At 44.4% G+C, this 13667-nt stretch carries 11 protein-coding genes; 7 read left to right on the top strand and 4 right to left on the bottom strand.

All coding sequences use genetic code 11. The features are described from left to right. Positions 1-65: 65 nt before the first annotated feature. Complete coding sequence (gene ilvD, locus ABZD21_RS14995; RefSeq protein ID WP_372775881.1) at positions 66-1895, bottom strand: dihydroxy-acid dehydratase; 1830 nt, start codon at positions 1893-1895, stop codon at positions 66-68. Between the two features lie 666 nt (positions 1896-2561). Between ilvD and ABZD21_RS15000 the strand changes: the two genes are divergently transcribed. The 3 genes from ABZD21_RS15000 (at position 2562) to ABZD21_RS15010 (ending at position 4867) form a co-directional block, all read left to right on the top strand. Then, a complete protein-coding gene (locus ABZD21_RS15000; RefSeq protein WP_372775882.1) occupies positions 2562-2975 on the top strand; it encodes a DoxX family protein in 414 nt (137 codons plus the stop codon). Between the two features lie 234 nt (positions 2976-3209). After that, complete coding sequence (locus ABZD21_RS15005; RefSeq protein ID WP_372775883.1) at positions 3210-4232, top strand: PfkB family carbohydrate kinase; 1023 nt, start codon at positions 3210-3212, stop codon at positions 4230-4232. Between the two features lie 80 nt (positions 4233-4312). After that, a complete protein-coding gene (locus ABZD21_RS15010; RefSeq protein ID WP_372775884.1) occupies positions 4313-4867 on the top strand; it encodes a hypothetical protein in 555 nt (184 codons plus the stop codon). Between the two features lie 677 nt (positions 4868-5544). On the opposite strand, the gene dacB is transcribed toward ABZD21_RS15010, so the two are convergent. After that, positions 5545-7002, bottom strand: a complete 1458-nt coding sequence (gene dacB / locus ABZD21_RS15015; RefSeq protein WP_372775885.1) for a D-alanyl-D-alanine carboxypeptidase/D-alanyl-D-alanine-endopeptidase — start codon at positions 7000-7002, stop codon at positions 5545-5547. Positions 7003-7424: 422 nt separating this feature from the next. Here dacB and ABZD21_RS15020 point away from each other — a divergent pair, with 422 nt between their 5' ends. The 3 genes from ABZD21_RS15020 (at position 7425) to ABZD21_RS15030 (ending at position 10142) form a co-directional block, all read left to right on the top strand. Further along, on the top strand, positions 7425-7790 hold the full coding sequence (locus tag ABZD21_RS15020) for a DUF190 domain-containing protein (RefSeq protein WP_372775886.1): 366 nt from the start codon (positions 7425-7427) through the stop codon (positions 7788-7790). 162 nt (positions 7791-7952) lie between these two features. Beyond that, positions 7953-9254: a phosphopyruvate hydratase gene (gene eno / locus ABZD21_RS15025; protein ID WP_372775887.1), complete on the top strand. Its 1302-nt coding sequence runs from the start codon at positions 7953-7955 to the stop codon at positions 9252-9254. A gap of 216 nt (positions 9255-9470) precedes the next feature. Then, positions 9471-10142 carry a TonB-dependent receptor plug domain-containing protein gene (locus ABZD21_RS15030; RefSeq protein WP_372775888.1) on the top strand — a complete coding sequence of 224 codons (672 nt, stop codon included), beginning with the start codon at positions 9471-9473 and terminating at the stop codon, positions 10140-10142. 73 nt (positions 10143-10215) lie between these two features. Here ABZD21_RS15030 and ABZD21_RS15035 read toward each other — a convergent pair whose 3' ends face one another. Both ABZD21_RS15035 and ABZD21_RS15040 read right to left on the bottom strand, forming a co-directional pair. Beyond that, positions 10216-12504 carry a TonB-dependent receptor domain-containing protein gene (locus tag ABZD21_RS15035; protein WP_372775889.1) on the bottom strand — a complete coding sequence of 763 codons (2289 nt, stop codon included), beginning with the start codon at positions 12502-12504 and terminating at the stop codon, positions 10216-10218. Positions 12505-12547: 43 nt separating this feature from the next. Continuing rightward, the gene (locus ABZD21_RS15040) at positions 12548-12940 is read right to left on the bottom strand and encodes a hypothetical protein (RefSeq protein ID WP_372775890.1); all 393 of its coding nucleotides are present in this window, start codon (positions 12938-12940) and stop codon (positions 12548-12550) included. Between the two features lie 143 nt (positions 12941-13083). Between ABZD21_RS15040 and ABZD21_RS15045 the strand changes: the two genes are divergently transcribed. After that, positions 13084-13548 (top strand): DUF4268 domain-containing protein, encoded by a 465-nt coding sequence (locus ABZD21_RS15045; protein ID WP_372775891.1) that lies wholly within the window; start codon positions 13084-13086, stop codon positions 13546-13548. Positions 13549-13667: the final 119 nt, after the last annotated feature.

A 13667-nucleotide genomic window follows, 5' to 3' on the forward strand; every position in this document is an offset into this window, starting at 1 on the left:
AAAGGATAACAGCTTGTGAACCTTTAACTCGTTTCGTTGCCATATAATTCATGTTTTATTGATTACTAGTCGATTAATCGAACTGCACCTTTGTCGGCCGATGAAACCAAGCTGGCATAGGCTTTCAGTGCTTTGCTAATATTTCGTTGGCGGTTTGTGGGTTTGAACGCGTCTTTCCCTTTCGCCTCTTCTTCTGTTCTTCGTTGATCGAGTTCATCCTGACTGATCAGGACGTTGATTTTTCGTGCAGGAATATCAATCTCGATTGGGTCGCCATTCTTGATGAGGGCAATGGCACCACCGGCAGCCGCCTCAGGTGAGGCATGACCAATTGATAAGCCTGAAGTTCCTCCGGAGAAACGTCCGTCGGTCAGCAGAGCGCACTGCTTGTCAAGTTTCATTGATTTTAAGTACGACGTTGGATAAAGCATTTCCTGCATACCGGGACCGCCTTTGGGACCTTCGTAGCGAATGATGACCACATCGCCTGCTTGAACCGCATCGCCTAGAATACCGTTTACGGCATCTTCCTGCGATTCGAAAACCCTGGCAGTGCCTTTAAACTGATAGACCGAGGGATCGACACCGGCTGTTTTTACAATGCATCCATCTTCGGCAATATTGCCATAAAGAATGGCCAAACCACCGTCTTTGCTGTAGGCATGTTCCAGGTCGCGGATACATCCTTTCGCACGATCTTTGTCAAGCTCTTCATAGTAGTTCTCCTGAGATCCCATCACCAGATTGCGGAATCCTCCCGGAGCTGATTTATAGCGTTGAATGTTTTCGGGAGTGGCCGTATCATTCATGATGTCGTACCGGGCAATTGCTTCGGCCAGAGTAAGCCCATCGGCACGAGGAACGCTCGTATCCAAAAGACCTCCGCGGCTTAGTTCCGCCAGAATTCCCAGGATTCCACCCGCACGGTTGACATCCTGAATGTGGTAATGTCCATTGGGTGCAACCTTACACAGGTTTGGGGTTATTTTAGATAGTTCGTTGATTCTCTTCATGGTGAAATCGACTCCGGCTTCGTGAGCGATAGCCAGAATATGCAGAACCGTATTGGTTGATCCTCCCATCGCAATATCCAATTTCATGGCATTTTCGAACGCAGCTTTTGTTGCAATATTCCGGGGAAGAACTTTTTCATTCCCGTTCATATAATAATCGTAGGTGATTTCTACGATTTGCTGAGCTGCTGTTTCAAACAGGCGTTTGCGGTTGGCGTGTGTCGCCAGTATGGTTCCGTTTCCAGGGAGTGCCACTCCTAAGGCTTCGGCCAAACAGTTCATCGAGTTGGCCGTGAACATGCCGGAGCAGCTTCCGCATGTGGGGCAGGCGTCACGTTCTACCCGCGACAAATGCTCTTCATCAACATTTGGGTCAGCGCCCAATACCATGGCATCTACCAAATCGTATTTTTTCCCGTCAACAACACCTGCTTCCATCGGGCCACCCGAAACAAATATGACCGGAATATTGAGCCGCATAGCAGCCATCATCATCCCCGGCGTAATTTTATCGCAGTTCGAGATGCAAACCATTGCATCTACCTTGTGCGCATTACACATGTATTCAACACTGTCGGCAATCACATCGCGCGAGGGGAGCGAGTAAAGCATCCCGTCATGTCCCATCGCAATTCCGTCATCAACGGCAATGGTGTTGAACTCGGCTGCAAAACAACCTTGCTTTTCGATTTCTTCTTTCAGAAACTGGCCAATATGGTGAAGGTGAACATGGCCTGGAACAAATTGGGTGAACGAATTGACGATCGCAATCATCGGTTTTCCGAATTGCTCTTCCTTCATTCCGTTAGCACGCCATAAACTCCGTGCTCCGGCCATTCTTTTGCCTTGTGTCGTTGTCGCTGATCTTAATTTGTTTTGCATTGTGTGCTTATTTTGTGTCCTAAAAAAAAGCCTTTCTCATTTCTGGAAAGGCTTATTGTATTGTGTTTCAACAATCGATGGCCTTTCTCAGTAACAACTAAGAATGACGACTAGAGTGACCACCAAATGATATGTTGATAAGTGTCTCATTATTTGTCTGTTAAAAATGAAAAAAGCCATTCCCTTTTAGTGAGAATGGCTATCTGAAATATCTACGCGCAACATCCTCACTTCGCTTGGGAAATGACAATGACCAAAAGGACAACAACGTTAGATATGATAGCCGATATTTTCATCTTTTATTTTTATAATGAAGCAAAAGTATGAATTAATTCCGAAACGCAAAATTAAATTGTAAGTAATTGAGTTGATTTTTTATTGGAATGGTCTTGGAATGCCCTTGTAAGCTTTGAAATAGTAAGTTATACGGGGCTTAAGCGTTGTTTTTTTACTCATGCATGAAAAGTAACAGTAAATTTGCTTGCGAGAACCATGATCAATTAACAGATTGATTATTTTTGGCTCCCGAAATTGTTTTTTGCTTTTTCAATCTAACCCAAAACATACGAAATGGAAGTTTGTATGGAACCTGTTTTGTTGGTTTAGAATAAAAAGAGCAGTGATTGGTTTCTAAAAAAAAGAAATTAAAACTCAATAGAGAACGTTATGGCAAAAAGAATGCTTGGCTCGAGGTCGAACGAGTTTGTGGAAAATTTATGGCTTTTGGTTTTGCGTGCTGGTTCCGGAGCTTTTATGCTAACGCACGGAATTCCTAAATTTATGAAGTTGATTTCAGGAGATACATCCTTTGCTGATCCATTTGGAATAGGGGCGTTGCCATCTTTAATATTAGTCATTTTCGCAGAGGTTCTGTGTTCGGTATTGGTGATTTTGGGAATCGCCACGCGTTTGGCGGCCATTCCTTTGGTTATAACAATGGCAGTTGCAGCATTTGTGATTCACGCAGGCCAGCCATTTGCCAAACAGGAAATGGCTTTGCTGTATTTGCTGCTTTTTACAACAGTTTTGGTTTTTGGGAGCGGGCGTTTTGCTTTGGGAAACCTGATTCGTGGCAACTAATCGGCAATTACAATTATCCGGGAGAGTAAGTGAACGTGTTGTCGCGGTGGTTTGTCGGTGTTGGTTGAATGAAAAGTTTTTGAATGGCAACCCGGAAAGTGGCGGAACTGAGTTGAGATACTGACAGAGTGAACCGTTTCAAAAAAAAGCCTGCCGGTTGTTCATAGAGCGCTTTGGCCGATTTGTTTGAAATACGAAGATTTTGTTTGAGGAATATAAATAGATATTAATATCATGAAGAAAGTAGTTGCATTTGGAGAAATTCTGCTGAGACTGGCGACAGAGGAACATGAACGTTTTGCACAAGCCGATAAGTTTTGTGCGACCTATGGTGGAGGAGAGGCGAATGTCGCTATTTCTTTAGCTAATTTCGGTTTGCAAACCGAATACATTACCCGTGTGCCAGCTAACGACATCGGTGAAGTATGTGTTCGATCGCTAAAGAAGTATGGCGTTGGAACTCAAAATATCGTTTTCGGCGGTAAACGCCTGGGGATCTACTTTCTCGAGACCGGAGCAGTAAACCGAGGCTCTAAAGTGGTCTACGATCGCGAAGATTCTTCGTTTGCCACTCTGCAACCCGGAATGATTGACTGGGACAAAGCCTTTGACGGAGCTGATTGGTTTCATTGGTCGGGATTAAGTGCGGCAATTTCTGACGGAGCGACCGAGGTTCTTGCCGAAGGCGTGAAAGAAGCTCACAAGCGCGGACTAACAATTTCGTGCGACATAAATCTCCGGAGTAATCTATGGAAATACGGTAAAACACCGAATGAAGTGATGCCTGATTTGTTGCCCATGTGTGATATTATTATCGGGAACGAATATGACGCGGAACATGCGATGGGATTGGATATCGATGATAGCCTTCGTGGCAAGTTTAGCAAAGAATCGTTTTTAACAGTGGCGCAAATTGTGATGAAAAAGTGCCCTAAAGTTAAAAAGATTATAACGACAAGACGTGGAAGTATCAACGCTTCAAACAATTCGTTAGTGGGGCTGGTTTACAATGGAAAAGAATTAATCGAATCCCGGGAATATAAGATCACTCACATAGTTGACCGGGTAGGTGGCGGTGATGCTTTTGCCGGTGCTATGATTTTTGGACTCATCAATTGGGCGGATGAAGACCTTCATAGTTTGAATTTTGCTGTTGGTGCGTCTTCGCTGAAACACACAATTAGCGGCGATGCGAATCTGGTTTCTCTTGAAGAAGTAGAGGAGTGGATGAACGGCGTTGGCCGTATTTCGTGGTAGTAAAAAATTAGCGGCTAGCTGATCGTTCCTTTTTTGTTGGTTGTAAAATCGGTTAAATTTGATCGGTAAATCTGATTGATATGCATCAAGATGTCAATAATATACCTGTTCCTTTCCGGTTAAATGCCTTCAAACATCACTGTGCATATGCATTATCGCAATTGGAGAATGCTCCTGCTAGCCTTGTTCATGAACAACTGCAACAGCTGTGCAATAATTATATCGATGTGTATACCGGCCTTCTGACGGTTGCACATCTGAGCACGGAAATAGCAGCAATTCTTCAATCTGAGAGTCGATTTGAGCCGGAAGCTTTCCGGAAGTCGGTTTTAATACATAAAGGGTATCTCGAGCTTTTGTTGTCGGATGGCTCGCGATGGATTGTTCGGGAAGGAAACGGGGATGAACGATACATCCACATTCATCCCGCTCGTGGCAGCTCGTATGTACTTCGGTTTAAAGGCTCAACCCTGAAAACGGCATACGGCTTAAAAATGGGGCGTTTAAACCGGCCAACGTTGATGGATGTGAATCGCGTGAGGGAGCAAATCGGACTCTCACCGATTCGAAAATTGGAATTCAACAAAGGGATTATGAAGTGTTACCGCTTTCTGGTCGACATTCAGTTCGAATAAACTACCGAACGTCCTTCCATACCATTCGTTTCACTCACTTTCTTTCGATTTTTTTCCAACGGTTGCCGGACTGCTTTGCAGCTCCTACTTCATGGCACCTTTAACCTGATCGGAGGACCTCGCGATTAGTCAATTTTTTTCTGATTTTTTCAGCTCACTTCTATTTTCAATTGAAATAGTGTGAACCTCTGTTGCCAATATCTCCGTAAACAATAATGGAAAGAGCAGGGAAAGTTCTTTGGTGTTCATGAATTTATTCGATTTCAAACAAAAAAGGGATCACCGAATAGAATGAACATAGAGTATGAATAGTGTAAAATCGCTAATAAAAATTTGTCATGATTCAGGTTCCAATAAAAGTTGACTGTTACCCAAGTCGTACAACCGATGAATTTCCGGTATGTTTTTATTGGAACATGGTTCGGTTTGAAATCAAGAAAATCACAGATCATTGGTATCAATACGATCTTAGTTCGAATTGGTCTGCGACTGACTATTTTAAAATTTGCACCAAAAACAACTTGTATTTCATTATGAAGCATGAAAAAGGATCTGACAAGTGGTATTTGGTTGCACCTGAAAACTCCGAAAATTTGCTAACGTTTCCTTTCGAACGATTAAACTGACTGCCGGTGCACATTCCTTTTCCCTTTACAAAAAAAAGACTTGATAATAAGCTACTGGTTCCGGATGGCAGCCAACAGTTGTTCAATCGATTTAATCGCCTGTCCCTGACTGCATGAAAAATTATTTAAAAATACGGTGAAAAGAATTTCTTTGCCGTCCGATTTTCGAAGCTGACCGGCAAAACAACGAACACGCGTCATGCTACCACTTTTGGCGCGTAACGATTTCTGCGGAAACAAGGAGTGATTAAAATACCAGAGTGTTCCGTCGGGTACCGCAGGCAGACTGCTAAAAAATGCGTTGGAATTGATACTTCGGGTTTTCATGTAGTTTAAAACAAACACCAGCTGCTCAGCCGTTAGTGCGTTGAAGCGCGACAGGCCACTTCCATCTTCCATGAACATTGATTCCAGATTCATGCCTTGAGTTTCCCAAAAGTCACGAACGAGCTTTATTCCGTTTTCACGGGTTCCATACCCGGTGGCTTTGTAAGCGATATGTTTCAAAATGTGCTCGGCAAACAGGTTCACACTTTCATAGTTCGTCACCGATATTATGGTGGCCAGAGTTGGCGACTTGATCACAGAAACAGGGGTCAGACAGTCTTTGTTCTCCCATCCACTGCATTGTATTTGGCCGGCTAAACTTATTCCTTTTAACCTGAGTTCCTGCAGAAGTTGAGTCCCAACTAAAAACGGCGGATTCGGGATTGAGGCTTTCACTTTAAAATCCTTGCGATCCTTCGGGATTGTTCCGCGGATAACTCTTTTTGTATCGAGCGGACTACCAAAAACGTAGGCTTTGTCGCGATTCTCATTCGACGAAAGCACACGGTTGTCAAATTCAATTTCGGGAAGATGAGGGATTGTGTACAACAGCTTGGTTGCTTGGTTTGGTTCCGATGGCGAAAGCAGGTGTATTTCGTAGGTATTGTCGTACGCGCTCAGTCCAAACACGCCGGCTCCATAGTAGTTTCCCATATCTTCCCAGATCCAGGTATTAGGAATTCGCTCGTCATCATAAATTGAGCAGTCGATTATGATATTGCCGGTAACGTGGCGGATATTTAGCTGGCGTACAGCATTGGCCCACTTCTGAATAAAATCTACGTAATCCGGATGGTCTCTGAAATACTTCGATCCCAATGCGGGATCGCCTCCGCCAATTACCACGATATCGCCGAAAAGCGTATCGTTTCGCAGCAGTCCATGATAGGCAAGTTTCGTTTCAAATCGATAATTAGCGCCGAGCAACTCCAGGGCTGTCGATGTTGTCAGCAGTTTCATGGTTGACGCCGGCACCAAACTCAACTGTGGCGACGAGCTTGCCAGTACAGTTCCGCTTTCAACCTCTTGCGCATAAAATCCGATCGAGGCGTGAGTTAAGTTTTCTTGCCGTGTCCATTGGTCGAAAAAGGTCTGTATTGTTTTGGGTTGCTGCGCTTCAGTAGTGCTGAAAATCAGGCAAAGAAAGCAGAGGATTAATGTTTGGCGACAGATTCGAGTCATTGTTATCAGTGTTTTTCAGAACCAAAAATAGTAGATTGAAGCATACTAGCGATATTAAAAGTCGAAGAATGCTGGCTCAGACCGCCTTGCCGGAAATTTCTCGGGTTCCGGACGGCGGGATTTTGCTCTTTTTTTTGCGCTCCCCGGCAGGTAGCAAACAGGAGGCCGCAGAGGGGGGGTGAGTTTTCGGCAACGACAATCCAGGCAACTAAGGAACATCGCGGTAATGTTGCCGATGCTGTGTTTTAGGTCTCTGTACAGTAAAAAATGAACAGTATGGGAACGGTTCTCGGTTGAGCTAACCTTCTTGTGGAATAAAGTGGTTTTTAATTTTTATTTACGTAAAATAATCAAACTTAATGAATCGGAACTCAGTAATTACTATTGGAAACTTAATCATCAATTCGTAAAAAAGTGAAGATATGGAAGGTGCGATTCGTTTATTGAAGATTTACATTTCCGAAACAGATATGGTCGGGAATATGCCACTTTATGAAGAAATCGTTCGGGAAGCCCGTGACTTCGGTCTGGGCGGCGCAACTGTTTATCGCGGGATATTATCCTTTGGGGCAAGTCATTCCATTTATAGTGTTAAAATGGAATTTCCCAAGAATCATGTTCCGGTAGCGATTGAAATTGTTGACGAGAAACCACGTATTGAAGCGTTCCGGGAAAAGGTGAAGCAGCTGATTGATGCCTCCGAAAAGGGAGCGTTGGTTACGGTTCAAGATGTTGATGTATTGGATTATAGGAGAGGCCGAAAATACAATCAGTTCACTAGTTTCTAATTGATTTATTGGTTCTTGAAATCGGGTTAAATTAAAGTTATTCCTTGAAGCCGACACATTGAAAGTGGAGCGGATTTGCTATATTTGTTGCGGCTTTAAAAAAAGCTGATTTCAATCAGTCTTAAAAGGTTATATATTAAGTTTAATTCAAAACCATAAATCATGTTAATTAGTAACGTTGTTGGTAGAGAAATCCTTGATTCTCGCGGAAATCCAACTGTAGAAGTGGAAATCACTTTGGAGTGTGGCGCTGTAGGTTTAGCAGCAGTACCATCTGGTGCATCAACCGGTGAAAACGAAGCACTTGAATTGCGTGATGGCGACAAAGGCCGTTACTTAGGTAAAGGTGTTTTGAAAGCTGTTGAAAACGTAAACACAGTGATCGCGAAAGAAATCATTGGTATGGATGCCTCTGACCAAGTTGCTTTAGATGCCAAATTGTTGGCTCTGGATGGAACTAAAACCAAATCTAAATTAGGAGCCAATGCAATGTTGGGTGTTTCTTTAGCTGTTGCTAAAGCTGCTGCCGAAGCATTCGGATTACCTTTATATCGTTACATCGGCGGAGCAAACGCAAAAACGTTGCCTGTTCCAATGATGAACATCATCAACGGTGGTTCACACTCTGATGCTCCTATCGCATTTCAGGAATTTATGATTCGCCCAATCGGCGCGCCATCATTCCGCGAAGGTTTGCGAATGGGTGCTGAAGTTTTCCACAGCCTGAAAAAAGTATTGAGCAAACGCGGTTTGAGCACTGCTGTAGGTGACGAAGGTGGTTTCGCTCCTGCATTGGACGGTACTGAAGACGCATTGAACTCGATCATCGAAGCAATCAAAAACGCCGGTTACAAACCAGGTCGTAAAGAAGATGGCGGTGATGTTTCTATCGCTTTGGACTGTGCTGCTTCTGAATTCTACAAAGACGGAATTTACGATTACAGCAAATTCGAAGGTGCTAACGGCGCTAAACGTACGTCAGCAGAGCAAGTAGAATTCCTGGCTTCTTTGGTTGAAAACTTCCCAATCGACTCAATCGAAGACGGAATGCACGAAGGTGACTGGGACGGATGGGTTGCCTTGAACGCTAAATTGGGCGACAAATGCCAGTTGGTTGGTGACGACTTGTTCGTGACTAACGTTGAGTACCTGCAAAAAGGTATTGAATTGGGAGCTGCTAACTCAATCCTGATCAAAGTAAACCAAATTGGTACATTGACTGAAACATTGGATGCTATTGAAATGGCTCACCGTGCAGGTTATACTTCAGTAACTTCTCACCGTTCAGGTGAAACTGAAGATTCAACTATTGCCGACATCGCTGTAGCAACAAACTCAGGTCAAATTAAAACAGGTTCATTGAGCCGTTCAGACCGTATGGCAAAATACAACCAATTACTTCGCATCGAAGAACAATTGGGTGAAGCCGCAATCTACGGATATAAAAAAGTATACAAGAAGTAATTCTGTAATACAGATAAAATTGAAAAGCCGCTTCCGAAAGGAGAGCGGCTTTTTTAGTTCCGGTTGTTCACCCGAAGGTGGCTTTTCAACCTGGGTTTAATATCTTTTACAGAACTGCTCTCAGTCAAAGCTGTCGGTAATTTTTCATCAGGCATTACGGATGTTCGGCGATATTTTGCCTATATTTATGAAGCAACCCCGAAACAATACAAACGAATGAAGAAACTGATTTTTGCAATCATCGCATGTGGCCTTTTTTCCTTAGGACAGGCACAAAACCGGCTTATTAAAGGTGTCGTAACAACCTTCGATGAGATTTCAGTCATCGGAGCATCGGTAAGAGTTAGCAGCACAAAACAGATTGTTGAGACCGACTCGCTCGGGCAGTTTACAGTAGAAGTAGCACCAAAAGATAAACTGAAAATCTCAGCCCACGGATTCTCTTCCCGGGCAGTCAAACTGGACGAACAAATTAAGTTTGTTGCGGTCAATCTATTTTTGAAACCGGGAGAAAAAGCGCGAACTTACGCCGTTGGCTATGGTCACGTAAGCGATGCCGAGAAGCTGAATGCCGTATCCCAGGTAAGAGACGATGACGCTAATTTCGCTCAGTATGCAAGTATTTACGACCTGATTGAAGGTCGGTTTCCGGGTGTTGATGTGTTTGACAACGGAGATGTTGTTGTTCGGGGACCGAACTCAATGAATTCTGACAACTGCGCGCTGTTTGTTGTTGACGGAATTGTTGTCGACAAAACAACATTTGCCGCTTTAACTCCGGCTGCGATTAAAAGTATTGATGTCGTTAAGGATTCGGGGACTGCTGTATACGGAACTCGCGGAGGCAATGGAGTCGTTCTTGTTGAGACTAAAAACGGATCTGAATAATATAGTCTTCTGAAAGAGGTCTTTTTTCAAGGAAAGGCGAGGGGGAACGAGAGTTGCCCCTCGCCTTTTTTAGTTATAGAAAGTTGAATGCGAGGCTGAAATAAAAGCTTCTCCCCGGAGAATATAATGGGCGGGTTGAACCATTGATCGTTCGGCTCAGATGCTCGTAATAGGCTTCATCAAATAAATTGTTGATACCGGCGCTAAAACTAATTGTTTGTTTGATGCGGTAACTGGTTTTCAGATCGACCACATCGAACGCCGGAGTTTCATTTTCGCCATAGCTGGCGGCCACCCGATCTTGCTCAAACGAATGTCGGTAACTGATTTCGGTTTGCAGTTTTTGCCCAACAAATGAACCCAGCAGCCGGTAACGGAACTCCATCGGCGGAATCTCGGGAAGCGCTTCGCCGGTATCCTCGTTCTTGCCATAAGTGTAGGCCAGTTCTGCTATTTGTTGCAGGTAGCCGCTATAGTCTTGTTTCCAGCTTAGTTCAAAGCCGGCATGTAGCGCCTGATCGATGTTGGTATATTGCCTCACCCCCGGCGCGGTTGCCATACGTGGGCTAAGGTCTTCCCGAATCTCGGACGAAATGTAGTTGCCAACGAAAGCGGAAAACATGTTCAGGCTAATGTCTGACTTAGGCGATTTCCATCCGAGCACCAAATCAATTTGTTTATTGGTTTCAGCTTTCAGATTTGGGTTTCCAACCAATTCATACGGATCAATGCCGATCGGGAAATAGTTGATATATCGTTCGGCCAGCCCCGGGCTGCGTTGAGCCAATCCCGCCCACAAGGCAATCGAAAAACGATCAGAAAGTTGCCGGGTGCCTCCCAAACTGAAGGACGGGTTAACCAAATCGGAGCTTAAATCACCTTCATACAGGGTTGAAAAATCTTCATCAGGATTTCTGGCTTCAGCGTGGTTCAGCTCCGCTCTTGCCGAAAAAACCAGTTGGTAGTTGTCGGCCGGCAGATGGTATTCTGCAAACACCCCGTTTTTTCTGATCATTGCGTCCTGCCATACATTGTCTGTCATGGTCATGCCCGCATTAGCCCCCATCAGCATGGTGCGTTGGCGGTCTCCTTCAGCTTTTTCAACACGCAGATCAGTTCCGGCAAACAGCCACGACTTTTCAAAATTGAAACGCAGTTCTGTTCTTCCTCCAAAATTTTGGGTCTTGGCATGCGTAATGGCGTCCACCGTACGCGGGTCTATCATTTTATCGTAATTATCCATTACGTGGTGCACTTTTGTGGTGTACAAACGGGTTTTCCAGTCGGCCAGTTTCCCCTTATTGAACCGTGCTGAATGGCCCAGATTAAAGAGCCAGGTGTCATCGTTCCGCAAATCCATTGGCAGGGTGGGGAAATCAACCTCTTCAGCATGGTTATTGGCAACCATGGCACTTATTTCCTGGCTTTCACTTAGCCTGATTCCCAATTTGCCCCCGAGGTTTTGCCGGTTGAAATGTGCCGGGACAGTCATTCCGTCACCGTCTTCATAATCATCGCCGGTGGCATAGGCTCCAAACAACTTCAGGTCAACAATGCGGTTGGTGTAGTTTGCCAGTCCCTCTGTCCTCGAGATATTTCCATTCGTTTCCAGGCTGCTGCTCAGGCGTCCGCTAAGGGCACCCTTTTCAGTAAAGTTGAATCCGGCGCTTTTAAAGTTAACCGTTCCGCCAAACGCGTTTCCGTAGCGCAGGCTGTAGGGCCCTTTTATCACTTCGGCCTGATTGATCATGTTCATCGGCACTTGACTCGAAGCCGGATCCATGCGGTTTGGACAGCCGGCAGTGGCACCCTGAACCCCGTCAATGACCAGATTAACCTGATCGTACTTAAACCCGCGCACTACCGGGTCGAAACCGTAGGCCCCACTTTTTCGAATGCTCGAAATAGACATGAATTGGTCGAGCAAATGTCCGGCATCGTGCTCCAGTAAGTCCGACGACTGAAAGTTCATACTTTCTTTTTCACCCGCGTTAGGGTGAAGTTGAAGGTACACAACAGGTTGAAGCATCCGGGTTTCCGGGTTCAGTAACAGCCTTCCGGCTTGTATAGCCACCGCTAGTTCAGCCGGGGCAATTTGTTGTTTCCCAAATTGAAGGTGACTAATGATAAGCGTGCTCGATTGGTCGTTTTCAATCTGAATAATTCCATTGTCATCGGAGATTCCGACTTGTGATCCATGTTGAAAGGCGGCTTGCCGGATCGGCTCGCGACTTTCCTGATCGATTAGACGAATTGTTGACGGCTGAGCCCAAACTGACTGAAGGAAGTATAGCATCAGCGAACTTAGCAACAGCACGTATTTCAAGCCTTTCCGCTGAAAAGGCGAGTTTCTCATGTTCATTTTGTTTGTCTTATGGTGAATAAATAGAGGCGAATGCCTCTTTTTAAATTAAGGTGAGAAGAAAGAACCGAAATTTTGGAGGGTGAAATATGTCATTCTTGCCAATTGAATAAACGGCGATATCACAATCGTTTTTACGATTCCAAATCGAAATCGGAAAATTTCGCACTTCCCATCCTGAGATCGGGAAATATTGAATTTCAACTTTTTTCAGGTTGCTATCGGGTGCTTCTTGCTTTTGTTTTTGCTGTTCGTCCAGTTGTTTTTTTAGCTGGCAGCACCCATGGCAGTCCGACTCCGGATCTTCGCGGTTAACGCACAGGTACTTTTCAATGTAATCCTGATTGATTTTGAACGATAGGTAAACAGCAGCTTCCGACAAGATATGCCAGGCTATGGATAGAATGATAAACGTTGCTGTTAGCTGTTTGAGCATTTTATTTTCGATCGTTCTGTTGATTCAATTCAAGATACAATATTGGTGTTGATTTGTTCAATCCGGAACGAAATTACATGATCAGAACATCGGATTTTTTTTCTTGTCCGGTCTTCGCTACTTTTGCCGTCCAATTTCAGCCTATGTACACACGAGAAGAAGCGAAGCAATTACGAAAAAATTTCTGGATGATGTTCGGGAAGCGTTGTGAGATTATTCCGCAACTGCTACACCGGAAGAAAAAATGGATTCTTTACGATACCAAAATCGGGGGTCTGGACCTGAAGTTTGATATAGACCGTTTTGAGGCCTGGGTGATGATTGAAGTGAACGCTAAAAGTGAAGACCGGCGACTGCAAATATTTGAATTACTCGAAAAGTACAAGGTGATTTTGGAAGAGGGGTTTGAAAACGGATTGCAGTGGGAGATTTGTTACACTCGTGAACATGGCGAAGAGGTTTGCCGCATTTTTGTATTACAAGAGGGTTTTGATTTACACCGCCAAAACCAATGGGCTGATATCTACAATTTTTTCATCGATAATATGCTGGTCTTAGAGCGAAATTTCCTCGATATTCGAGATGTTTTGCAAGAAGAGCTAAGCTGAATTTTAGAATAGAAGGTTGGCGTGCTTCGTTTCTCGGCTGCCAAATCAATTTTTCTTACTGTGGGAGAACTCCCAAAGTTCGCCAAACGCACAGCGAAGGCATGGGGCAACTCCCAAAG

It is taken from the genome of Mangrovibacterium sp., assembly GCF_041596335.1.
Taxonomy (GTDB): Bacteria; Bacteroidota; Bacteroidia; order Bacteroidales; family Prolixibacteraceae; genus Mangrovibacterium.

Bases quoted from the DNA above. Each gene is read 5' to 3' on its own strand.
- ABZD21_RS15035 (WP_372775889.1), bottom strand. From the start codon at position 12,504: ATGAACATGAGAAACTCGCCTTTTCAGCGGAAAGGCTTGAAATACGTG.
- ABZD21_RS15000 (WP_372775882.1), top strand. From the start codon at position 2,562: ATGGCAAAAAGAATGCTTGGCTCGAGGTCGAACGAGTTTGTGGAAAAT.
- ABZD21_RS15030 (WP_372775888.1), top strand. From the start codon at position 9,471: ATGAAGAAACTGATTTTTGCAATCATCGCATGTGGCCTTTTTTCCTTA.
- ABZD21_RS15040 (WP_372775890.1), bottom strand. From the start codon at position 12,940: ATGCTCAAACAGCTAACAGCAACGTTTATCATTCTATCCATAGCCTGG.
- dacB (WP_372775885.1), bottom strand. From the start codon at position 7,002: ATGACTCGAATCTGTCGCCAAACATTAATCCTCTGCTTTCTTTGCCTG.
- ABZD21_RS15020 (WP_372775886.1), top strand. From the start codon at position 7,425: ATGGAAGGTGCGATTCGTTTATTGAAGATTTACATTTCCGAAACAGAT.
- eno (WP_372775887.1), top strand. From the start codon at position 7,953: ATGTTAATTAGTAACGTTGTTGGTAGAGAAATCCTTGATTCTCGCGGA.
- ABZD21_RS15045 (WP_372775891.1), top strand. From the start codon at position 13,084: ATGTACACACGAGAAGAAGCGAAGCAATTACGAAAAAATTTCTGGATG.
- ilvD (WP_372775881.1), bottom strand. From the start codon at position 1,895: ATGCAAAACAAATTAAGATCAGCGACAACGACACAAGGCAAAAGAATG.
- ABZD21_RS15005 (WP_372775883.1), top strand. From the start codon at position 3,210: ATGAAGAAAGTAGTTGCATTTGGAGAAATTCTGCTGAGACTGGCGACA.
- ABZD21_RS15010 (WP_372775884.1), top strand. From the start codon at position 4,313: ATGCATCAAGATGTCAATAATATACCTGTTCCTTTCCGGTTAAATGCC.